At 71.3% G+C, this 20,963-nt stretch carries 19 protein-coding genes and 1 pseudogene; 12 read left to right on the top strand and 8 right to left on the bottom strand.

The features are described from left to right. Positions 1-44: 44 nt before the first annotated feature. Complete coding sequence (locus ABIA35_RS36095) at positions 45-740, bottom strand: hypothetical protein (RefSeq protein WP_370346255.1); 696 nt, start codon at positions 738-740, stop codon at positions 45-47. A 180-nt stretch (positions 741-920) separates the two neighbouring features. Here ABIA35_RS36095 and ABIA35_RS36090 point away from each other — a divergent pair, with 180 nt between their 5' ends. Beyond that, positions 921-2,186 carry a glycosyltransferase gene (locus ABIA35_RS36090; RefSeq protein WP_370360929.1) on the top strand — a complete coding sequence of 422 codons (1,266 nt, stop codon included), beginning with the start codon at positions 921-923 and terminating at the stop codon, positions 2,184-2,186. 34 nt (positions 2,187-2,220) lie between these two features. After that, on the top strand, positions 2,221-2,691 hold the full coding sequence (locus ABIA35_RS36085; protein ID WP_370360928.1) for a DUF5709 domain-containing protein: 471 nt from the start codon (positions 2,221-2,223) through the stop codon (positions 2,689-2,691). A gap of 41 nt (positions 2,692-2,732) precedes the next feature. Here the strand turns inward: ABIA35_RS36085 and ABIA35_RS36080 are convergent, their stop codons facing one another. Beyond that, on the bottom strand, positions 2,733-4,313 hold the full coding sequence (locus tag ABIA35_RS36080; protein ID WP_370346249.1) for an MFS transporter: 1,581 nt from the start codon (positions 4,311-4,313) through the stop codon (positions 2,733-2,735). A 184-nt stretch (positions 4,314-4,497) separates the two neighbouring features. On the opposite strand from ABIA35_RS36080, the gene ABIA35_RS36075 reads away from it, so the two are divergent. The 3 genes from ABIA35_RS36075 to ABIA35_RS36065 are packed head-to-tail and all read left to right on the top strand — an operon-like array spanning position 4,498 to position 6,685. After that, positions 4,498-5,331 carry a patatin-like phospholipase family protein gene (locus tag ABIA35_RS36075; protein WP_370346297.1) on the top strand — a complete coding sequence of 278 codons (834 nt, stop codon included), beginning with the start codon at positions 4,498-4,500 and terminating at the stop codon, positions 5,329-5,331. Next, complete coding sequence (locus tag ABIA35_RS36070; RefSeq protein ID WP_370360927.1) at positions 5,328-6,419, top strand: 1-acyl-sn-glycerol-3-phosphate acyltransferase; 1,092 nt, start codon at positions 5,328-5,330, stop codon at positions 6,417-6,419. The genes ABIA35_RS36075 and ABIA35_RS36070 overlap by 4 nt, the downstream gene beginning before the upstream one ends. A 47-nt stretch (positions 6,420-6,466) precedes the next feature. Beyond that, positions 6,467-6,685 (top strand): CsbD family protein, encoded by a 219-nt coding sequence (locus ABIA35_RS36065; RefSeq protein WP_370360926.1) that lies wholly within the window; start codon positions 6,467-6,469, stop codon positions 6,683-6,685. Positions 6,686-6,776: 91 nt separating this feature from the next. On the opposite strand, the gene ABIA35_RS36060 is transcribed toward ABIA35_RS36065, so the two are convergent. Continuing rightward, positions 6,777-7,781, bottom strand: a complete 1,005-nt coding sequence (locus ABIA35_RS36060; protein ID WP_370360925.1) for a YihY/virulence factor BrkB family protein — start codon at positions 7,779-7,781, stop codon at positions 6,777-6,779. Positions 7,782-8,044: 263 nt separating this feature from the next. Between ABIA35_RS36060 and ABIA35_RS36055 the strand changes: the two genes are divergently transcribed. Further along, complete coding sequence (locus ABIA35_RS36055) at positions 8,045-8,401, top strand: STAS domain-containing protein (RefSeq protein WP_370360924.1); 357 nt, start codon at positions 8,045-8,047, stop codon at positions 8,399-8,401. A 105-nt stretch (positions 8,402-8,506) separates the two neighbouring features. Here the strand turns inward: ABIA35_RS36055 and ABIA35_RS36050 are convergent, their stop codons facing one another. Next, a complete protein-coding gene (locus tag ABIA35_RS36050) occupies positions 8,507-10,720 on the bottom strand; it encodes an exo-alpha-sialidase (protein ID WP_370360923.1) in 2,214 nt (737 codons plus the stop codon). 320 nt (positions 10,721-11,040) lie between these two features. On the opposite strand from ABIA35_RS36050, the gene ABIA35_RS36045 reads away from it, so the two are divergent. From ABIA35_RS36045 to crcB, 3 genes and pseudogenes are all read left to right on the top strand, one after another. Continuing rightward, positions 11,041-11,610 (top strand): CrcB family protein, encoded by a 570-nt coding sequence (locus tag ABIA35_RS36045; RefSeq protein ID WP_370360922.1) that lies wholly within the window; start codon positions 11,041-11,043, stop codon positions 11,608-11,610. Further along, a pseudogene (locus tag ABIA35_RS36040) lies at positions 11,607-11,768 on the top strand (DUF190 domain-containing protein); the annotation flags it as partial. The gene ABIA35_RS36045 and the pseudogene ABIA35_RS36040, both read left to right, overlap by 4 nt. 74 nt (positions 11,769-11,842) lie before the next feature. After that, a complete protein-coding gene (gene crcB / locus ABIA35_RS36035) occupies positions 11,843-12,211 on the top strand; it encodes a fluoride efflux transporter CrcB (RefSeq protein WP_370346295.1) in 369 nt (122 codons plus the stop codon). 7 nt (positions 12,212-12,218) lie between these two features. Here crcB and ABIA35_RS36030 read toward each other — a convergent pair whose 3' ends face one another. Further along, entirely contained in the window at positions 12,219-13,253 is a 1,035-nt protein-coding gene (locus ABIA35_RS36030) for an NADP-dependent oxidoreductase (RefSeq protein ID WP_370360921.1), read from the bottom strand. Positions 13,254-13,442: 189 nt separating this feature from the next. On the opposite strand from ABIA35_RS36030, the gene ABIA35_RS36025 reads away from it, so the two are divergent. Beyond that, complete coding sequence (locus ABIA35_RS36025; RefSeq protein WP_370360920.1) at positions 13,443-14,459, top strand: Lrp/AsnC family transcriptional regulator; 1,017 nt, start codon at positions 13,443-13,445, stop codon at positions 14,457-14,459. 340 nt (positions 14,460-14,799) lie between these two features. After that, on the top strand, positions 14,800-17,178 hold the full coding sequence (locus ABIA35_RS36020; RefSeq protein ID WP_370360919.1) for a putative Ig domain-containing protein: 2,379 nt from the start codon (positions 14,800-14,802) through the stop codon (positions 17,176-17,178). A gap of 77 nt (positions 17,179-17,255) precedes the next feature. On the opposite strand, the gene ABIA35_RS36015 is transcribed toward ABIA35_RS36020, so the two are convergent. Continuing rightward, positions 17,256-18,626, bottom strand: a complete 1,371-nt coding sequence (locus tag ABIA35_RS36015) for a recombinase family protein (RefSeq protein WP_370360918.1) — start codon at positions 18,624-18,626, stop codon at positions 17,256-17,258. An 84-nt stretch (positions 18,627-18,710) separates the two neighbouring features. Between ABIA35_RS36015 and ABIA35_RS36010 the strand changes: the two genes are divergently transcribed. Then, positions 18,711-19,079 carry a BlaI/MecI/CopY family transcriptional regulator gene (locus ABIA35_RS36010; RefSeq protein ID WP_370346225.1) on the top strand — a complete coding sequence of 123 codons (369 nt, stop codon included), beginning with the start codon at positions 18,711-18,713 and terminating at the stop codon, positions 19,077-19,079. Positions 19,080-19,180: 101 nt separating this feature from the next. Here ABIA35_RS36010 and ABIA35_RS36005 read toward each other — a convergent pair whose 3' ends face one another. After that, positions 19,181-19,756 (bottom strand): carboxymuconolactone decarboxylase family protein, encoded by a 576-nt coding sequence (locus ABIA35_RS36005; protein ID WP_370346223.1) that lies wholly within the window; start codon positions 19,754-19,756, stop codon positions 19,181-19,183. A gap of 2 nt (positions 19,757-19,758) precedes the next feature. Further along, a complete protein-coding gene (locus tag ABIA35_RS36000) occupies positions 19,759-20,823 on the bottom strand; it encodes a cobalamin-independent methionine synthase II family protein (protein WP_370360917.1) in 1,065 nt (354 codons plus the stop codon). Positions 20,824-20,963 lie beyond the last annotated feature (140 nt).

Genomic DNA, 20,963 nt, shown 5'->3' with positions numbered 1-20,963 from the left:
ACGTAACAATCCCCGCGATCCCCGCGAGCAAGCCACGCCCGGCCTCAGCCGCGCCGGTGGCCGACCGGCCGCAGATCCCTGATCTGCCGTTTCGACAGCCGCACCGTGATCCCGGAATCGTCCACGCCCCGCACCAGCGCCATCGGGATGGCGACCCGGCGGCGCCACCACAGGTGGCCGGCGTCGACCAGGATGTAGGCCAGGCGCTTGTCGCGCGGGCGCACCATCACCCCGGCCACCAGGCCGAGTTCGCCGTCGGAGACGTGCACGGCGGTGTCCTCGTGGACCCGCACTTCGCCCGGCGGCACCCGGACCTCGATCTCCACCTGCGGGGTCGGCCCCGGGAACGGCGCCGGGGCGCCGACGCTCGGCGTGGGCACGCCGGGCCCCGGGCCGTCCTCGGGCCAGGTGGAGGGCTCGCCGTGCTGGTGGTGCCGGCGGTACCGGCGGTGGTGCAGTTCGTCCTCGACGTAATCGGCGGCCTCGGCCGGATCGACATGCGTGACGATGGCCGTCCCGGCGCTGTCGAACTGGTCCTTGGAGCAGTCCAGCGCCAGGCCGGCGGCGGTGGCGTGGGCCTGGCGCGCCGGGATGAGCCGGGGCTCCCCGTCCGGGTACGGGTCCACGATCAGGTGCGCGAGCCTGGCGTTGGCGGGCATGACCGTCACCGCGCTCAGCCGGCCGCAGGCCTTGGCTTCGCAGAAGACCTCGTCGCCGATCTCGAAGTTCTCGTCGCGCATGAGCCGTTCTCCTTAGGCCGTGCGTGTGCCCCGGGCAGGTGCCCGTAAACGACACCCGTGGTGCGCGTGGTGCGACCGGTGCCCGATTGCCACGCGGGTATCGGAATCGCCGACCTCGGACGCATCGGAGCGTTTAAACGGGCCATAAGAGGCGTACCCCTCGGAGCAGGAGACAAAGAGATGACAACCACTTTGACTTTTCCGGGTGTGGAGCTGCGTCCGGTCCGCACCGAGCAGGAGCGCTTGGACGTCGTGGTGCTGTCGACCTACCCGCCGCGGCAGTGCGGCATCGGCGCGTTCGCCGCGGACCTGTACAAGAGCCTTGACGATGTCGCGCCGGACCTGGACGTGTCGGTGTGCGCGGTGGACCGCGAAGGGCTCCGCTACGACCAGGAAGTCGCCTGGGTGCTGGACCAGCGTGATCCGGCGGCCTATCGCCGGACCGCCGCGGACCTGGCGGCGGCCGGGACCGACGCGGTGCTGATCCAGCACGAGTTCGGCATCTACGGAGGCACCGACGGGGCGCTGGTCGCCTCCTTCGCCTCGGAGTTGTCGGCGGCCGGGGTGCCCTACCTGGTCACGCTGCACAGCGTGCCCGCCGCGCCGACCCGCGGCCAGGCCGACGTGCTGCGGCGCCTGTGCCGCGGCGCCGCCGCGGTCACCGTCCTGTCCCCCACCGCCCGGCGGCTGGCCGGGGCCGCCGGGATCCGGGCCGACCGGTGGGAGACCATCGCGCACGGCGCGCCCGAAGCGCTGCACCACCCGGCGCGCGGACCCGCGCAGACGTCCGTCCGGCCCGAGGTCGCCGCGATGCTGGACGAGCTCGCGCACCGCACCGTGGTGAGCACGTTCGGCCTGCTGTCCCCGGACAAGGGGCTGGAGACGGCCATCGCCGCGGTCGCCGACCTGGCCCGCGACCTGCCCGACCTGAGCTACGTCATAGCCGGCGCCACGCATCCGGACATCGTCCGGCGCCACGGCGAGCGCTACCGGGACGGGCTCGGCAAGCTGGTCGCCGAGCTGGGCGTCGCCGACCGCGTCCGGTTCCTGGACTTCTTCCTCACCCACGCCGAACTGGCCGAACTGCTGGCGCACACGACCGTGTTCCTGACGCCGTACCGCTCGCGGGACCGGGTCAGCTCCGGCGCGCTGACGTACGCGCTGGCCGCCGGCCGCCCGGTGGTGTCGACGTCGTTCTTCTACGCCCAGGACATGCTCTCCGGCGGGGCCGGGCTGCTGGCCGAGCCGGGCGACGCCGGGGCGTACGCGGCGGCGCTGCGCCGCATGCTCACCGAACCCGGGCGCCTGGCGCGCGCCGAGCACGCCGCCGCGGCGGCCGGCACCGGGCTGCTGTGGCCGGTCGTCGCACACCGGATCGCCGAGGTGATCCGCAGCGCGGTCGGGGTGAAGGGGCCTCGGCGGCTGCCGATCCCCGGGCAGCGTTGAGCTGGAAGAGCCTAAAAGAGCGTGGAGGTACGCCATGAACGCCGGACCAGCAGAACCCGTCGAGCCGCTCGACCCGCTCGACCCGCTCGACCCGCTCGACCCGGTCGACCCGGAGGCGTACGACGCGGCCGAGGAACTGGACCAGCTCGAAGCGGAGGATTCACAGGTCGGCGGCGGCGATCCCGGCGATCCGGGCTACTCCCCGCCGGAACGTCCGCTGGGGATGCGGACCGAACTGACGCTCGACGCCCGCCTGGAGGAGGAGGAACCGGAGCCCGAGGCCGACGGCGACTGGGACGGCATCGGCGACACCCGCGACACCGACGGCGAGCCGTTCGACGACCAGGTCGGCGACGAGCGCGCGGGGCGCCTGGTCTCGCCGGACGAGGACCGGCCCGTCGAGGCCGAACCGGATATGGTCGCCCGCGACGTGGGCATCGACGGCGCCGCGGCCTCGGCCGAGGAGGCCGCCATGCACGTCGTGGAACTGGAGGACAGGCCCTGAGCTGAGCGTTCATCGGCAGCCACGCCACCGGCCATCCGCGGTCATCCCGCGCGTTCTGTGCGGACGTCCCCCTCCGTGCGGACCTCCTCCTCCGTATGGAAGTCCTTGGTGCGGATGAGCACCGCGGCCAGCACCGCTGCGACGAAGCACGCGACGGCACCGACCAGCAGGATCTCGTTCAGCCCGGTGGTGAAGGCGCCGCGGGCGATCAGGGTGAGCTGTCCGCGCTGCTGCGGCGGCGTCGTGGCGAACAGGCTCTTGGCGTCCCCGTTGCGCAGAGCCGTGGAGATCTCGGCGCTGCGGCCCGCCAGCGGGGTCGGGGCGGACAGCGAGGACACCGCCGAGGTGAGGCGGTTGGCGAACAGCGTGCCCAGCAGTGCGATGCCGGTGGCGATGCCGACCTGCCGGAACGTGGAGTTGATCCCGGAGGCCATGCCGGCCCGGCGTGGTTCGACGACGCCGACCGCGGTGGAGGCCAGCGGCGGGTTCACCAGGCCCACGCCGATGCCGCCGACGATCAGGCCGGGGATCAGGTGGGTCCAGGTTGAGGTGGCGCTGAGCCCGCGCATGAGCAGCAGTCCGACGGCGATCAGCGCCAGGCCGGGCCCGATCAGGGCGCGGATGGGGACCTTGACGCTCAGCCGGCCGGACACCGCGCTGGCCACGAGCATGCCGCCGGAGAGCAGCAACAGCCGTACGCCGGTCTGCAGGGCGCTGTACTCCAGGACGTCCTGCAGGTACAGCACGAGGTACAGCAGCATCGAGAACATCCCGGCCGACATCGCGAAGGCGGTGATGTCGCCGCCGACGAACGTGGGCAGCCGGAACAGGCCCAGGTCGAACATCGGATGCCGGCTGCGCATCTCGACGGCCACGAAGGCGACGAGCAGGACCCCGGAGGCGGCGAAGCAGGCGATCACTGTGGAGTCGGAGAAGCCGACGCGGCCGGATTCGATGAGGCCGTACACCAGCGCGGCCAACGCGGCGGAGAACGTCACGAAGCCGGCCCAGTCCGGCCGCCGGGCCTGCTTCTCCCGCGACTCGGCCACCTTCAGCGCGGTCAGCACCATCGCCGCGATCCCGACCGGCACGTTCACGAAGAAGATCCAGCGCCAGGACAGCCCGGAGACCAGCACCCCGCCGACCACCGGCCCGACCGCCACCGCGATCCCGGTCAGCGCGCCCCAGATCCCGAAGGCCACGCCCCGGTCCTTGCCGCGGAACGCCGTGGCCAGCAGCGCCAGCGACACCGAGAACATCGCCGCCCCGCCGACCCCCTGCGCCCCGCGCGACAACTCCAGCATCAGCGGCGACTGCGCCGCCCCGCACAGGACCGAGGCCCCGGTGAACAGCGCCAGGCCGATCAGGTACAGCCGGCGCCGTCCGTACTGGTCGGCGAGCGAGCCGGTGGTCAGCAGCAGCGCGGCCAGGGTGAGCGCGTAGGCGTCCACGACCCACTGCACGTCGGAGAACGAGGCCCCCAGCGAGCTCTGGATCTGCGGCAGCGCGACGTTCACGATCGTGATGTCCAGCAGGAGCATGAGGGTGCCGAGGCAGACCGCGGTCAGGGTCCACCACTTCGGGTCGGGTGCGCGCCGTTGCTTTGTCTGTGTCTCACTCATGATCTGCGGCATGTAACCCCGCTTTTAGAGGGCAAACGCCCCCGAACTCCCATCATCGCGGCTCAGCCGTGATCGCGCATGCTTCCGCGCAGCGCGGGTACGCGGACGCCCCGGCGCGCGCCGGGTCGGCGGCGGATCAGTGGGCCTGCTCATCGGGCCAGATCGGAGGAGGTGCTGGCTGGTGATGGCCAAACCGGTGGCGTTCGTACTCGGCGGCGGCGGGCCCCTGGGGGCCTACGAGGTGGGCATGCTCAAGGCCCTGATAGAGCGGGACATCCGCCCGGACCTGATCCTCGGCTCCTCCGTCGGCGCGCTCAACGGCGCGGCGGTCGCCGCCGATCCGCGGCCGGACGCCGTGACGCGGCTGGAGCACTTGTGGGTCTCGCTGCGGGAGCGCGGCGTGTTCGCGGACAACCTGTTCGCCCAGATGGGGACCGCGCTGCGCAGCCGGACGCACCTGTTCTCCAACGCGGCGCTGCGCGAACTGCTGGAGCGCGAGTTCGGGACGCGGCGGATCGAGGACCTGGAGGTCCCCTTCGAATGCGTCGCCGCCTCGATCGAGCGCGCCGCGGAGCACTGGTTCAGTTCCGGCCCGCTGGTCCAGGCGGTGCTGGCGTCCTCGGCGGTGCCGGGGCTGCTCCCGCCGGTGCCGGTGGGCGACGAGCACTTCCTGGACGGCGGGCTGGTGGACAGCGTCCCGGTCGGCCGCGCGCTGGCCTCGGGCGCCGGGACGGTGTACGTGCTGCACGTCGGGCGGCTCGACCAGCCGCTGAGTCCGCCGCGCACGCCGCGGGAGGTGGCCGTGGTCGCGTTCGAGATCGCGCGGCGGCACCGGCTGGTGCACGCGCTGAGCCACCCGGTGGCCGGCGTCGAGGTGCACGTGCTGCCCACCGGCGCGCCGGGCGGGTCCACCGACCTGCGGCCCCGGTACGGACGGCGGGGGCTGGGCCTGGTCCAGGAGCGCATCGAGCGGGCTTATCAGGCCTCCTCGACCTATCTTGTGAAGCACGCGTCATGAGCGGGACGATGCGCGGTTTCGGCCGCCGGGTGGCGGGTGTGCTTCTGCTGGCGGTCGCGACGACCGTGGTTCTGCCGGTCGCGGTCGTGTGCGCGGTCTTCACCGCGCTCACCTCGCCGTGGCACCTGCGTGTCGGGCGGCTTCGGCGGGTCGTGGCGGTCGCGGCGGTGTATTCGGCCACTGAGATCGTCGGTCTGGTTCTGGCGGCGGGGCGATGGGTGCGCTTCGTCGTCGGCGGCGATGCCGGGCGGGATCGGCGTTCGCGCGTGCGGTCGCTGACGTCGTCGCTCAGCGCGCTGCGAGGGGCGGCGCGGCGTTATGGACGGCTCGAGGTCAATCTCGTGAGCCCGTCCGACCAGGACCCTGATTCACTGGCTCTGCCCGCCGGGCCGCTGATCGTCTGCGGCCGCCACGGCGGCGTCGGCGGGGCGTTCCTGCTGGCGCAGATCCTGCTCGCCGACTACAGCCGTCTCCCCCGGGTGGTGCTGAAGCAGACCCTGTCCTGGGACCCGCTGATCGACACGCTGCTCAGCCGCATCCCGCACGCCTTCATCGACCCGCACCCCGGCGACCAGGGCGCCACCGCCGCCCGCATCGGCGTCCTGGCCCAGCACATGGACCCCGACGACGCCCTGCTGATCTTCCCCGAGGGCGGCAACTTCTCACCCCGCCGCCGCATGCACGCCATCCGCCGCCTGCGCCGCCGCGGCCTGACCAAGGCCGCCGCGCACGCCGAGCAACTCCAGCACGTGATGCCACCCCACCCCGACGGCCTGTTCGCCGCCATCGAGGCGGCCCCGGAAGCGGACGTGCTCTTCGTGGCGCACACAGGGCTGGAGCACGTGCAGTCGGCCGCGGACATGTGGCGCGCGCTGCCCCTGCGCCTGCCGGTGGTGTTCACGTGGTGGACCGTGCCGGCGTCGGAGATACCGCACGAGGAGGAGGCGCGGGTCGCCTGGCTGGAGGAGAACTGGTCCCGGATCGACCGCTGGGTGGCGGCCTCGCGCGGCACGGGGAGTCTGGGTGCTGGAGATCAGGACACTGAAGATCAGGGCACCGGAACTCTGGGCGCGGGAAGTCACGCGTGAATTGCGATGAGCGGGTTATAAGGGATATCCAGATAGGAGGGACGACCATGACAGCTCAGGGCAAGGTAAAGCACACGGCGCGTACGGCCAGGGGCAAGGTCAAGGAAATCGTCGGCCGGGCCGTCGGCAACAAGCGGATGGTGCGTCGGGGCAAGACCGAACGAGTGACGGCGCGGATCAGGCACACCGCGGAGAACAACCACATAACGATGCGGGCGAGACTGAGCAAGGCCTCCGCGCGGATCTCCGAGAAGCTCAACAAGTAGTCACGGATTCCGGCCGGTAATCGCCGCCGGGGTGACTCCGGTTTTCCCGGAGTCACCCCGGCGGCTCCGGTTTTCCCGGCGGCTCCGTCGTTCAGGCCCGATCCGCGGTCGCGGACGACTTCTCGGCCACTTCTCCGGTCGGCTCCTGGACCGATTCCTCGGACGGGTCCGCCGACGCCGTTTCCGGCTTGACCCGCTGCTCCATCGCCGCATAGGAGCGATAGACCCGCTCGTCCTGGTCGTTCAACGGCGGCGGGAACAGGGTGCGCGGCCACAGCTTCCTGACCCGGACCACATCGGCCTCCACCGCGTACACCGTGAGCCTGGCCTGCAGGTACAGCCAGGCGATCAGGCCGAGTACGACCCCGAACACGCCGTACAGCGACGAGGAATTGCGCAGCTGGTGCGCGACGATCAAACCGCCGGTGATCTGCAGGATCTGCCACACCACGCCGGCCAGGGCCGCCGCCAGCCACTGGTCGCGCCACCCGACCTCTTTCGCCGTCGCCAGGTGGAAGGCCAGCCAGAACAGGCTCATGTTGACGATCAGCGACAAGATCACCGAGGCCACCTGGACGCCGATGCCGAACACGCCGTTGCCGCCCCAGGCCCCGATGCCGGACAGGAACGTTGTGGCCAGCACGCCCAGGCCCAGCACCGCGATGATGCCGTAGCTGCGCAGCCAGTTGTGCGGGAAGCCGGGCCGGCGCGTGTAGGGCACGGCCCAGAGCTTGTTCAGCGCGTACTGCGTCGCGTCCGCCAGGCCCCTGGCGCCCAGCAGCGAGCCGATGATGCCGACGGCCAGCCCGAAGCCGCTGCGGCCGATGCCGTTGACGTTCGTCTTCAGCTGCTGCCCGATGACCGGGAAGTCGGCCAGCGCCGAGTTCAGCACCCGGTGTTGCAGGTCCGGATTGCCGTGCAGGAGCAAACCCAGCACCGTCACCAGGACCAGCAGCAGCGGGAACAGCGAGACGAAGGCGAAGAAGGCGAGCAGGGCGCACAGGTAGCCGGCCCTGTCATCGCTGAACTTCTTCCACACCGCGACCGGGTAGGCCAGGGCCGGATGACGCTGCTGGAAACGGTCGATCCTGCGCAAGAGCGGATGAAGATCCGGCATGGGACACCTTCCCGCTGAAGTGAGACCGTGTGGGATCGCGTGAGATCGTGCGGTCGTTTTCCGGACACTCCGGGTGTCCGCTGATCGGCCCCACTAAACAGGTGACCAGGTCACGGCCGTCCGCGGCCCGGCCCCGCCGGCACCGCGCGAGGTACGCCATGTGGGTTAACACACCGGCCTTCGGGCCTTCCCGGAGCCGGTTCCGGGTTCACGCCCGCGCGCGGGCCGGAGAAGATGGGCCCATGGGATTCCTCTGCGGGAGCATCGACGCCGGCGGGGATCCGACGGTCGTCTGGGCGGTCGGCGACGTGGACCTCGCGGTCGCCGCGAGACTGGGCGCCGAGATCGAACCGCACCTCAGACCGGGCGCGACGGTGCTGCTGGACTGCTCCGGCATCACCTTCATCGACTCGCTGGGCCTGCGGGTCCTGGTGCACGCCTCCCGCGTCGCGGGCCAAGTCCAGGCCCGGTTCATGCTGGCGGCGGTCCCCGAGCCGGTCGAGCGCGTGCTGCGGCTGGCCGGGCTGGCGTCGAGCTTCACCGTGTTCGGCACCATGGCCGAGGCCAAGGCCTTGCTCGCCGAGACGCGGCACTCGTAGCGCCGGCGCCCCCTCCCGGCCTCCACGGGCAACGGCCGTGCCCATCGCGGTTGGCGATGGACACGGCCGCCTCTCAGCCCGCGCGAGCGGGCCGGGACAGGGGCTCTACATCAGAGCCCTGTGCGCCGGCGCCCTCGGATGCTGGGGCGCGGCGTAGACCGGTCCGGTGGTGGCCCGGATCGGCCCTCCGCGCATCGCGAGGCCGCCGCCGACGGTCCACATGCCCTCGTCGAAGGCCTGGCCGTTGGCGGGGGCCTTGCCGACGGCGACGAGGGCGACGCCCTTGCCGTTGACGACCGAGCAGGAGATGTAGTCGCCGACCATGTAGCCCTGGCTGGTGTTGGCGATCTGGGCCATGGTCATCGGCCCGGCCACGGTCTGCGCGGCGCTCCAGGTGGTGCCGCCGTCGGCGGAGGAGATGTAGCCCACGGACATCTGGCAGGTGGAGACGGTGCAGTTGGCGTTGGAGTAGGCGTAGTAGTACAGCCCGAGCTTGGCGGTGCTGCCGGAGGTGGTGTGGTCCACGCCCAGGCCCGGGATGAAGTGGTCGGTGCCGGAGGTGGTGGCGTCGATCGGGATGCGGGTGACGGCCGACCAGGTGGTGCCGTTGGTGGAGGTCGACATCACGATGTCGTTGCCGGGGCAGCCGGAGCGGAAGCGGCAGTCCTGCCAGGCCACGTAGACCTTGCCGGAGGCGTCGATCTCGGCGGAGGGCAGGCCGGAGCCGTCACGCAGGCTGCCGTTGGCGGTGTGCACCTGGACACTGGAGATCGTGTTGACGCCGCCCCAGGAGGAGCCGCCGTTGGCGGAGGTGAAGGCCTCGATCGCGGTGCCGTTGGTGGAGAAGGGCACGATGACGGTGCCGTTGGGCTGCACCACCGGCTGGCCGCCGAGGCCGGTGGGGCTGCCGGACGGCTGCTTGGCGGCGCCCCAGGTCTGGCCGCCGTCGGTGGAGGTGGACATCAGCTCGCTGTTGCCGGTGCTGGTGTTGTCGACCTCGATGTAGCAGTTCCCGTAGTAGGGGCTGGTCGAGGTGGTGTCGCAGGTGACCCACTGCTTGTCGTAGCCCTGGCCGTCGAAGCCGACCGCGTGGGTGGCCGAGCCCCAGGTGAGGCCGCCGTCGGTGGAGCGGTTGACGGTGACGCCGACGGCGTTGCCGGAGGAGTCGACCGGCAGGCCGACGATCATCCAGGTGCTGTGCTTCGGGTCGTAGGCGACCGAGGCGTCGGAGACCTGGGCATAGGCACCGCCGCCCTGGTTGACGGTGATCCCGTTGAGGTATCCGTGCTGCCAGGTGGTGCCGCCGTCGGTGGAGGTGGCCCAGCCGATGTCGGAGGCGCCGCCGCCGTAGACCCGGCCGACCTGGAAGGCGGCGACCACCGTGTTCCCGTAGGCGTAGGTGTCGGGCTCCACCTCGGTGGCGTGCTGGGCGTCGGTGTCGGTGAACGGGTCGGTGGACACTTCTTGCAGCGTCGGGCCGGTCCCGTTCACCGTCAGGGTGAACGTGGTCGTGTGGGTGGCCGAGGCTCCGGTCCCGGTGATCGTGATCGGGTAGCTGCCCGGCGGGGTGCTGGAGGCGGTGGCGACCGTCAGCGTGGAGGAGCCGCCGGCGGTGACCGGGTTGGTCGAGAACGACGCGGACGCGCCGGAGGGCAGACCGGAGGCGGACAGCGTCACACTCTGCGCGCTGCCGGAGGTGACCGCGGTGGAGATCGTCGAGGTCGCCGACGCGCCGGGGTTCACGGCCGCCGAGGCCGGGCTGTCACTGATCGAGAAGTCGTTGCTCGGAACGCCGCCGGACAACGTGACGTCGTCGTACAGCGTGTACGTCGGGTCGCCCGCGTAGTCGTCGTCCTTGCTGGTCAACGTCAGCGTGTAGTTGTGGTTCGCGGTCAGCGTCCTCGTGACCTGCTTCCACCCCGAGGACGGGTTCACGCACGTCTTGGGCAGCACCGTGGTCGTGGTGTTGGCGGTGGTGTCCTTCAGCGTCGCGGTGGCCCAGTCGTAGGTGACGGTGTCCGGGCAGACCACGTCGTACCAGAACGACAGCGAGGGGCTGGTCGCCGGCGCGGTGAAGGACTGCGCGATGGAGGAGGTGTTGCTCGGGCTGGTCGAGCCGACCATCGCCGCGTACGTCCCCGAGTGCGGGTTCGTGGTCGTGACCGAGGTGACGCCGGTGCCGGTCCAGCCGGACAGGCTCCCGGCCTCGAAACCTCCGTTGGTGATGGACGTCGCGGCCGAGGCGGGGGTGCCCAGGGCCGCGGTGCCGAGGAACATCAGGCCGACCGCCGAGATGACGGCGAGCAGTCTGGCGCGCAATGGGCGTGGAGGGCGGTGACGCACATTGACTCCCTGTTGGGGTGGGCGGATCGGAGAACGGCGGCGACACTCCCAGTGGGACCCGTAGTAGTGCCGAACCGCGGGGCGGAGACTAGGTGTGATGTCGCACACCGTCAAGGTTCTGCTACACAGCGCTTTCGAGGGTTGCTCAGGCCCGGATGCCGGCGGCCACGGTATATTGGGGCCGTATCACGGCGGTGGGGCTCGCCGTATAACCGCCATTTCCTTGGCCAACGGTCCCTACTCAACTGCGATGCCGGCATGCCGCCGTCATCCCGCGACGAGTAGGAGCACGCCCCGTGAACCCCGATGCTTCGCTGAAGCCGGCTGACGATCTGCCCGTCGATCCGGATGCGGCCGAACCCTCCCCCGCACCACGCCGGTCCCGTGCGCCGCGGCGGGTCCTGGCGGCCATCGCCGCCGGCGGCGCGTTGGGCGGTCCGGTGCGCTACGGCCTGGGCCTGGCGTTCCCGACCGCGCCGCACACCTTCCCGGCCACCACGTTCGCGATCAACGTGAGCGGGTCGTTCGTGCTGGCGCTGCTGATGGTGCTGATCCTGGACGTGTGGCCGCCGAACGCCTACGTGCGCCCCTTCTTCTGCGTCGGGTTCCTCGGCGCCTACACCACGTTCTCCACGTGGATGGTCGACACCGACCGGCTGATCTCGGCCGGGGCGTACGGGACCGCGGCGGCGAACGTACTGCTCAGTCTGGCCGCCGGGATCGCCGCGACCAGCCTGGGGCTGAGCGTGGGCCGGGGCTTGGCCGCCTGGCGGCTCAAGCGCGGCGGGGCCGCGGCGGCCCGCGCGTCGTCGGCGTCATCGGGATCAGCGGCGGCGGCACCGGCCGAGACCGGAGGACAGCGATGAAACTGTCCGGCCCCTCCCGCCGCCTGAGCATCTTCATCGGCGAGACCGACCAGTACCGGCACGTCCCGCTGTACCACGAGATCGTCACCCGGGCGAAGAAGGCCGGGCCGGCCGGGGCCAGTGTCCTGCGCGGCATCGAGGGCTACGGCGCCGGCTCCCGCGAAACCGAGCCCGCCCCCGAGGCCGGGGACGATCCCGCCCCGCGCCGGCACCGCAGGGGGCGGTCCTCGTGATCACGCTGCTCGCCGTCTCGGCCGCCGCCGCGCTCGGCGCCCCGGCCCGCTACCTGCTGGACCGGGCGATCGCCGGCCGCCGGAGCTCGGCCCTGCCGCTGGGCACCATGGCCATCAACCTCACCGGCGCGTTCCTGCTCGGCCTGCTCACCGGCCTGGCGGCGCACCACGGCCTGCCGAAGGAGGCGGTGGTGGTGCTCGGCACCGGCTTCTGCGGCGCCTACACCACCTTCTCGACGTTCTCCTACGAGACCATGCGCCTGGTCGAGGACGGCTCGATCGCCGAGGCCGGCACCAACGTCGCGGTCAGCCTGGCGGCCGGGATGGGGATGGCGGCGCTCGGGCTCGGGCTCGCGCTGCTGCTGTAGGACTACATCAGAGCTCGACGACGACCGTGCCGAGATGCCGTCCGCCGATGGTGTCGACGACGGCCCGCGGGGCGTTCGCGATGCCCTTGATCCGCTCGTGCGGGAACGTGAGCGCCCCGTCCCGCAGCCACTCGGCGGACCTCTGGTTCCACTCCGGCAGCGCCTCGGGATCGTCGTCGGCGCTGTAGCCGCGCAGGGTGATCTTCTTCAGCAGCAGCTGGAAGGAGTCGAGTTCGACCGGCGCGGTACGGCCCGCGCCGGTCGCCGCGAGCTGCCCGGACAGCGCGCCGACCACCAGCACCTGCGCGCCGGGGTTCGCCACCGCGACGGAGGCGGCGAGCTGCTCGCCGCCGACGGTGTCGAGGACGACGTCGATCCCCCCGGGCGCGGCGCGCGTCAGCTGCTCGACGAAGGGGCCGCCGCCGCGGAGCACCACGGCGTCATAGCCGAGGCCGTCGGTCAGCCGCGCAGCCTTCGCCGGAGTACCCGCGCTGCCGACGACGCGCCCGGCGCCGAGCAGACGCGCGATCTGACCCGCCATCGAGCCGATGGCCCCGGAGGCACCGGAGACGAAGACCGTGGCGCCCGAAGGGATCTGGACGCCTCGGGTCAGCGCCGCGTAGGCCGTCCAGCCGTGGCCGAGGTGCACGATCGGATCGGCAGGACGCTGCGGCAGACGGTCCAGCGCGGCGAGCGGGACCGCGGCGTACTCGCGATAGCCCAGGTGATGGGAGACCAGATCGCCGGGCATCAGAGCGCTGCCGGCCGGAGCGGCGACGACCTCGCCGACGGCCTGTTCGGCCAGCGTGTCGCCGGGCGCCAAGGCCGGGAACGGGACGCCCTCGACCGCCTCGGCGCCCTCACTGATCATCATGCGGATCGAGGCCGAGACCCGGAAGGCGAGGTTCCGGACCAGGACCTCGTCGGCGGCCGGCGTCGGCAGCGGCGCCTCGACGACCGCGAAGTGCTCCAGGGCCGGAAGCCCTTCCGGGCGCTCGACGAGACGGACCTCGTGGCTGACGGCTGGGGTGATGACGGTCATGCGGATCTCCTGAACTCGCTGTCGATGGAACGCGTTTGTCGATGGGACTCGTCGTCGATGGAACTCGTCGTCGATTTCCGTGATCCAGCCTGCGCCGCGCCGCCGCCTCGCCCTATCCAGCGCCGCGATCGCACCGGAAACCGATCCCCATCCGAAGTTCACGCCGGATTCCGACATATGCTCGACCCCGTGGATCTCCTCGACCGCCAGATCGCGCACGCGCTCCGCATCGACGGCCGGGCGCCGTTCAGCCGCATCGCGGCCGTGCTCGGCGTCTCGGACCAGACGGTCGCGCGGCGTTACCGGGCCCTGCGACAGGCCGGGACGGTCAGGGTCGTCGGCGCCCTGTCGGCGGACCGGCTCGGCCTGACCACGTGGGTGATCCGGCTGCAGTGCGCCCCGGGATCCTCTGCCGCGATCGCCAAGGCCCTGGCCAAGCGTGACGACACCTCCTGGGTGCGCATCGCCTCCGGCGGCACCGAGGTGCTGTGCAGCATCCTGACCCCCGACGACGACCGGGACGCCCTGCTGCTCGAACGGCTTCCGGCCACCAAGCCGATCACCGCGATCAGCGCGTACTGCGTCGTGCACACCTTCACCGGCAACCAGGACGGCTGGCAGCCGGTGGCCACGGCGCTGGACGCCGAACAGGTCGCGGCGCTCGCCGGCGCTGCCCCACAAGCCGCCCCGCGCGCTGCCCCACGCACCGATGACCGCTCGGCCGACTCCCGTTCCGCGTTTCCCGATCCCGCCGAGTCCCCCGACTCTCCCGACCCCGCCGATCGCATCCTCGCCGCGGAGCTGGCGCGCGACGGCCGCACGCCGTTCACCGACCTCGCCGCCGCGACCGGGCTCGACGAGTCGAGCGTCCGCAGGCGGCTGGCGGCCCTGCTGGCCGACGGGAGGCTGTACTTCGACCTCGACGTCGACGACCGGGCCCTGGGCTACGGATTCAGCACCCTGCTGTGGCTGGCCGTGGAACCGGCTCGCCTGTCCGCCGTCGGGGCGGCGCTGGCCGGGTTCCCCGAAGTGGCGTTCGCCGGGGCGACCACGGGCCCCACGGACGTGCTGGCGTCGGTGGTGACGCCGAGCGGCGGAGCCTTCTACCGCTTCCTCACCGAGCGCGTCGGTCCACTATCGGGGGTGCGGGAGATCCAAAGCGCACCGGTCCTGAGGACCCTCAAACGAGCGGGGTCCACGGTATAGCACTATTTGTAAGTGTTCTGATATACGGACCCGCTGCACATACACCGGCCAACGTGAAGGCCTGATAAAGACTTCGAGGGTATGTCCCGATCGCCGTTGACCTCCCAACTCCGCAGCGCTAATTTGCCTAGTCGAGGCCTCAGGGACCGACCGTTCGGTCAGCACTACGCACCGTAGTTTCCGTCACCAGAGCACGGCCTAGCAGCACCACGGCACGGCCGGATCGGGCGCCCCCGTATGGCGCCTTCTGCAGATCCCCCCGGGCTGTCAACACCCCTACCGCAAGGTGGCCGCACAGGTTCATGCCACCTCCCCACGCTTCGAGAGGGGAACCACCCCAGTGAGAATCAGCTCACGTCTGCGCGCGTTCGCGGGCCTGGCGACAGCCGTCGCCATGGGCAGCGCGCTCGCGATCGGCTCCGCGTCGGGGGCCACCGCCTCCACCGCGCAGTCCTCGTCCTCGGTGTCCTCGGTCGCGTCGGCGACCACCGCGCTGATCGCCGCCGAGGCCGCGGGTTCGGCGAACGCTTCGCAGCCGGCCCTCACGGCCGCGAACCAGAACTCGTCGCACGCCTGTGCCGCCGTCATCGTGGTCGGCCACCAGTCCTGCTTCGCCCTGAAGCGGAACGCCGTGCACCCCACGGCCGTCACTCCCGACGCGATCCCGTCCGGGGTCGGCTACGGGCCCTCGCAGCTGCAGTCGGCCTACAACCTGACCTCGGCCTCGGCCTCGAACGGGTCCGGCCGCACCATCGCCCTGGTCGACGCCTACGACGACGCCAACGCCGCGTCCGACCTGGCCGCGTACCGCTCGGCGGCGGGCCTGCCCGCGGGCACCTTCTCCAAGGTGAACCAGAACGGCCAGACCTCCCCGCTGCCCTCGGCCCCGCCGGCCGGCGACGACTGGACGCTGGAGGAGTCGCTGGACCTGGACATGGCCTCGGCCATCTGCCCGCTGTGCAAGATCGTCCTGGTCGAGGCGCAGGACGACCAGAGCGACGGCCTCTACACCGCGCAGAACACGGCGGCGAGCCTGGCCGGCTACATCTCCAACTCCTGGGGCGGCAGCGAGGACTCGACCGAGACCTCCATGGACTCGCAGTACTTCACCCACGCTTCCGGCATCGTGACCACCGTCTCGGCCGGTGACTCGGACTACGGCGTCAGCTACCCGGCGACCTCCCCCAACGTGGTCTCCGTCGGCGGCACGAACCTGGCCACCGCCTCCAACAGCCGCGGCTGGACCGAGTCGGTCTGGAACACCACCACCGGTTCTGAAGGCACCGGCTCGGGCTGCTCGGCCTACGAGGCCGAACCGTCCTGGCAGACCGCGCTGGGCCTGCCCTCGGGCTGCTCCAAGCGCATCGACAACGACGTCGCCGCCGACGCCGACCCGGCCACCGGTGTCGCCGTCTACGACACGTCCAACGGCAACACCGGCTGGAACGAGGTCGGCGGCACGTCGGCGTCCTCCCCGATGGTCGCCGCGATGTACGCCCTGGCCGGCAACGCCGGCGCCACCCCGGCGCAGGACGTGTACCAGCACACGAGCAACTTCTACGACGTCACCTCCGGCAAGGACGCCTCGTCCTGCAGCCCGTCCTACCTGTGCACCGCGGGCACCGGCTTCGACGGCCCCACCGGCATCGGCACCCCGAACGGCATCACCGGCCTGCAGACCGGCGGCGGCGGGACCGAGACCGTCTCGGTGACCAACCCCGGCACCCAGACCTCGACGCAGAACACGGCGATCTCGACCCTGCAGATCTCCGCGACCGACTCGGCGGGCAAGGCGCTGACCTACTCGGCCACCGGCCTGCCGGCCGGTCTGTCGATCAGCAGCTCCGGCGCCATCACCGGCACCCCGACCGGCACCGGCAGCTCGACGGTGACCGTCACGGCGTCCTCGGGCACCGCCTCCGGCTCGACCTCCTTCACCTGGACCGTCAACCCGCAGGGCGGCACCGAGACCGTCTCGGTGACCAACCCCGGCAGCCAGACCTCGACGGCCGGCACCGCGATCAGCACCCTGCAGATCTCGGCCACCGACTCGGCGGGCAAGTCGCTGAGCTACTCGGCCTCCGGCCTGCCGGCCGGCCTGTCGATCAGCTCCAGCGGCGCCATCACCGGCACCCCGACCACCGCCGGCACGTCCAGCGTGACCGTGACGGCCACCTCGGGCACCGCCTCGGGCTCGACGACCTTCTCCTGGACCGTCAACCCCTCCGGCGGCGGCGGCTGCACCGCGACGCAGCTGCTCGGCAACCCCGGCTTCGAGACCGGTAGCGCCTCCCCGTGGACCGCGACCGCCGGCGTCATCAACAACGACACGGTCGACGAGCCGGCCCACTCCGGCAGCTGGAACGCCTGGCTCGACGGCTACGGCACCACCCACACCGACACCCTGGCGCAGAAGGTGAGCATCCCCGCCACCTGCAAGACGGCGAACTTCTCCTTCTGGCTGCACATCGACACCGCCGAGACGACCACCAGCACCGCGTACGACACCCTCAAGGTGCAGGTGCTCAACTCCTCCGGCACCGTGGTCGGCACGCTGGCGACCTACTCCAACCTCAACCACGCCAACGGCTACACCCAGCGCTCCTTCAGCCTGGCCAGCTACATCGGCCAGACCGTCACGCTGAAGTTCACCGGCAGCGAGGACGTCTCGCTGCAGACGTCGTTCGTCGTGGATGACACGGCGCTGAACGTCAACTGATCCGGTAATGAGCTAGTGCACGACTGAGGTGCGGGTGGCGGACCGGAAACGGTTCGCCACCCGTGGCGTTTGCGGGGCTACCCACCCACCAACCGCTCCTCCAAGGAAACCCCCGGCAGGATCCTGATCCGACTCGTGTCGAACACACTCCGGCTCGTCGTCTTCTCCCCGATCTCGATCGAGGCGAACAAGAACCGCAGCACCGCCCGCCGCCGGGCCTCCGGCAGCCGCGACCACGCCTCGTCCGCCTCGGGGCCTGTGACGACGCCGTCCAGGACGTTCGCGCTCTGCGTCTCGACGCGGCCGTGGCCGGTGCGGAACTGGTTCGCCCGCCCGGGGGCGCCGACGGGGCCGCGGCGGACGGTGACCGGGAGGTCGGCGGCGGTGGGGGGCGCGCCGGTGTTCTGCAGGAGGTCGATCGCGGCCTGCTGGACGTGCTGCTCCAGCGACTTGGCGGCTATGTAGCGGTTGCAGCGGTTGGGCAGGGGCTTGTTCTTCGAGGGGCAGGCGTACATCCGGTAGTCGCCCACGATCGAGCCCACCATGTGGTCGCGGCAGCGTTCGCAGACAACCAGGCCGGTCAGCAGGTAGTCCGCGCGCGGCCGGTTGTCGGTGGCCGCCGTGCGGGCCGCGCGTTCGGCCTGGGCGCGCTGCCAGTCCTCGATGCCGACGCAGGGTTCCCATACCGCCTGGCGCAGGCCGTCGATCGACTCCACACCGCCCTGGAAGACGCGCAGGCCCGCGTAACGCGGCGCGACCAGGATGCGCGTGATCCCGCCGGTGGTCCACGTCACGCCGGTGACGGTCGGGATGCCGCGGGCGTTCAGGTCGCCGGCGATCGCGCGCAGGCTGTCGCCGGCCAGGTAGCGGGCGTAGATCTCGCGGACCGTGCGGGCCTCGTCCTCGATCAGCGGGTGCATGCCCGGGCCGTAGCCGTAGGCGCGGCGGCCGCCGCCGTGGGGCCGGCCGTCGTCGGCGTTCTGACGCCGGAGCTTCTGCACCGTCTTCGACAGCGAGGCGGCCTTGCCCGCGTGCTGACGCGCCTGGGTCAGCGCCGCCTCGCGGCCGGCGGGATCGGCGAGGTCCAGGGCGTCGCCCATCGAATACAGGTCCACGCCGTGCTCCTGAGCGGCGATCAGGAGTTCGACCGCATCGGCCGCGCGATGGCGCACCAGCATCGCCGGTTTGATCACCACCAACGCCGGCACGCGACCACTACGCACGGCCGTAAGCAGCCTGCTCCACGCCGGCCGGGCACTGCCCGGATTCCACACCGCGCGACGCTGATCGGCGAACACCAGGTGCGCCGGCACCGTGATCCCGATCGCCGCCGCATGCTTGCGTCCCTGCCGTTCCTGCACGTCGACGGGAGTCTGATCGTCGTCGCCCCGCCTGGGAACGCAACAGTAGAGCGCTCCCACGGCACCTGCCTCGTCCAGCAAAGCCATACAGTCAAGCTACTACTGCACCTAGTAGATATTGAAGTCACAAGACCCACGACAATCCCGCGCGACTCGTTTACGCTGCCTGTCGTGGCTCTGCGGCAGTTCGGCGAATTGGAAGCGCAAGTGATGGACCGCGTATGGCGGTACAACCGCCCGGTCCTGGTCCGCGACGTCCTCTCCGACCTGAACACGGACCGGGAACTCGCCTACACCACCGTCCTGACCGTCATGGAGAAACTCCGCCGCAAAGGCTGGCTCCGCCGCCAACGCACCGGCCGCGCCTACGCCTACGAGGCAATCAGCTCCCGCGAGTCCTACACCGCCCGCCTGATGTGCGACGCCCTGGCCACCAGCGACAACCAGACCGTCTCGTTCGTCCACTTCCTGGAGCAGCTCTCCACCGAGGAGGCGCGCGCACTGCGCACGGCACTGGAGGTCCGTCAGCTTCCTGAGTGAGGGGTGGTCCCACACCAGCCGCACCCGCACCCGCACGAAGAACAGCCACCAGCGCGCCGGCGCGCCGAAAAACCAGTCCGACGCACCGCCGCGTCCGTAGTTCAGCCCGCCGAGACCTGCTCCCGGTGCGCCCGAGCGGCGTCGATCGTGGGCAGGTATCCCTGCGCCGCGATCACCTTCGCCCCGGCCGCGTACCCCGCCGGGTCGTCCGGGGCCACGGTGGCCAGGCCGTCGACGTAGCGGTTGTACATGCAGAACGCGGCGGCGATCAGCACGGTGTCGTGGATCTCCTCGTCGCCGGCTCCGGCGGCGCGGGAGCGCTCCACCAGCTCGGGGGTGACCTCGCGGCCTCCTCGCTGGACCGCGGCCGCGATGTCCAGCAGGGCTTTGAGTTTGTCGCTGATCGGGGCCGCGGCGAGGTCGGCGCGGATGGTCGGCAGGTCCAGGCCCTCGGGGAGCTGGGCCGCGGTGAAGGCGGCGTGGCTGGTGGAGCAGAACTTGCACTCGTTGAGTGTGGAGACGTGCGTGGCGATCAGCTCGCGCTCCCAGCGCTCCAGCGAGTTGGGGCCGCGCAACAGGATCTCGGCCAGCTCGCTCAGCGGTACGGCGGTCTCCGGCCGGTAGAAGAACAGCGAGCGGATGCCCGGCTCGTCGTTGCCCAGGTCTATGTGCGGCACCGTCACACCCCCAGCTGCTCGGCGGCCAGGGCGGTGCCCTCGACCCTGGCGCGGATCTTGGCGAAGGCGGTCTGGCGGGACGTGGAGGTGTCGTCGGCGAACGGCGAGAACCCGCAGTCGTCGCAGGTGCCCAGGCGGTCGGCCGGGAGGTGGCGCGCGGCGGTGAGGATCCGGTCCCTGACTTCCTCCGGCGTCTCCACCCGGGGATCGATCGGGTCGATGACGCCCACGAACACCCGGGCCCGCTCCGGCAGGTGCTCGGCGACCGTGGCGAGCACCCGGTCGGGATCGGCCTCGCTGGCCAGCTGGACGTAGAACGAGCCGGCGTGCAGGCGGAACAGCTGGGGCAGCAGCCCGGCGTAGTCGACGTCGAGGCTGTGGGTGGAGTCCTGGTCGCCGCCGGGGCAGGTGTGGACGCCGATCCGGGCCCGTTCGGCGTCGGTGAACCGGTCGAGCACGAGGTTGTTCAGCGCGATGAAGTCCTCCAGCACTCCCCCGCTGGGGTCGAGCTTGAGCGAGAGCCGCCCCTCGGTGAAGTCGAGCTGCACGCTGTGCGCGCCGGCGTCCAGGCAGCCGCGGATGTCGGCCTCGGCCTGGTCGGCGAGGTCGGCGAGGAACTGCTCGCGCGGGTAGCCGTCGATCCCGTCGGCCGGGTAGAGCAGGCTCAACGCCGAGGGGGCGATCACGGCCTGCTTGACCGGGACGCCGGCGTGCTTCAGCGCCTGCTTCAGGTAGCTGGCGGCGTGCTGCTGGTAGCGGAACGGTCCGGAGGTCAGATGCGGCAGCTGCCGCTGGTGGCCGTCGGCGAACGGGATGACGACGCCGTCCGGGCTCAGGCCTTCGAGCCCTGCGATCGGGTAGGTGGCGAAGCTCGGCTTTCCCTGCTCGCCGTCGGTGACCACCGGCGACCCGGCGGCCTCCATGGTCTTGATGGTGACGGCGACGGCCTGGTCGACGGCGTCGGCCAGGCCCTGCCCGTCCAGGCGGCCGTCTTCGTGGGCTGACATGGCGGCCAGCAGTTCGGCGGAGCGCGGGATGCTGCCGATCGGCTCAGTGGGAATGGACATAAGCGCAAACGTAGGGACACCGCGCCACGCCGTCAATCACCCAAAGTGATCAATTGATCACGCTGGGCTCGCCAGCAGCGGGAACAGCACCGCCGCACCGGTCGAGCCCGGACGGGAAGGTCCGGGCTCGACGACTCAGA

It is taken from the genome of Catenulispora sp. MAP12-49 (assembly GCF_041262705.1).
Classification (GTDB): Bacteria; Actinomycetota; Actinomycetes; order Streptomycetales; family Catenulisporaceae; genus Catenulispora.
This window is presented reverse-complemented; position numbering and strand designations above follow the sequence as displayed.

Excerpts from the sequence above, each read along its gene's own strand:
- ABIA35_RS36085 (WP_370360928.1), top strand. The coding sequence starts at position 2,221 with ATGAACGCCGGACCAGCAGAACCCGTCGAGCCGCTCGACCCGCTCGAC.
- ABIA35_RS36075 (WP_370346297.1), top strand. The coding sequence starts at position 4,498 with ATGGCCAAACCGGTGGCGTTCGTACTCGGCGGCGGCGGGCCCCTGGGG.
- ABIA35_RS36030 (WP_370360921.1), bottom strand. The coding sequence starts at position 13,253 with ATGACCGTCATCACCCCAGCCGTCAGCCACGAGGTCCGTCTCGTCGAG.
- ABIA35_RS36055 (WP_370360924.1), top strand. The coding sequence starts at position 8,045 with ATGGGATTCCTCTGCGGGAGCATCGACGCCGGCGGGGATCCGACGGTC.
- ABIA35_RS36015 (WP_370360918.1), bottom strand. The coding sequence starts at position 18,626 with ATGGCTTTGCTGGACGAGGCAGGTGCCGTGGGAGCGCTCTACTGTTGC.
- ABIA35_RS36070 (WP_370360927.1), top strand. The coding sequence starts at position 5,328 with ATGAGCGGGACGATGCGCGGTTTCGGCCGCCGGGTGGCGGGTGTGCTT.
- ABIA35_RS36080 (WP_370346249.1), bottom strand. The coding sequence starts at position 4,313 with ATGAGTGAGACACAGACAAAGCAACGGCGCGCACCCGACCCGAAGTGG.
- ABIA35_RS36095 (WP_370346255.1), bottom strand. The coding sequence starts at position 740 with ATGCGCGACGAGAACTTCGAGATCGGCGACGAGGTCTTCTGCGAAGCC.
- ABIA35_RS36090 (WP_370360929.1), top strand. The coding sequence starts at position 921 with ATGACAACCACTTTGACTTTTCCGGGTGTGGAGCTGCGTCCGGTCCGC.
- ABIA35_RS36065 (WP_370360926.1), top strand. The coding sequence starts at position 6,467 with ATGACAGCTCAGGGCAAGGTAAAGCACACGGCGCGTACGGCCAGGGGC.
- ABIA35_RS36000 (WP_370360917.1), bottom strand. The coding sequence starts at position 20,823 with ATGTCCATTCCCACTGAGCCGATCGGCAGCATCCCGCGCTCCGCCGAA.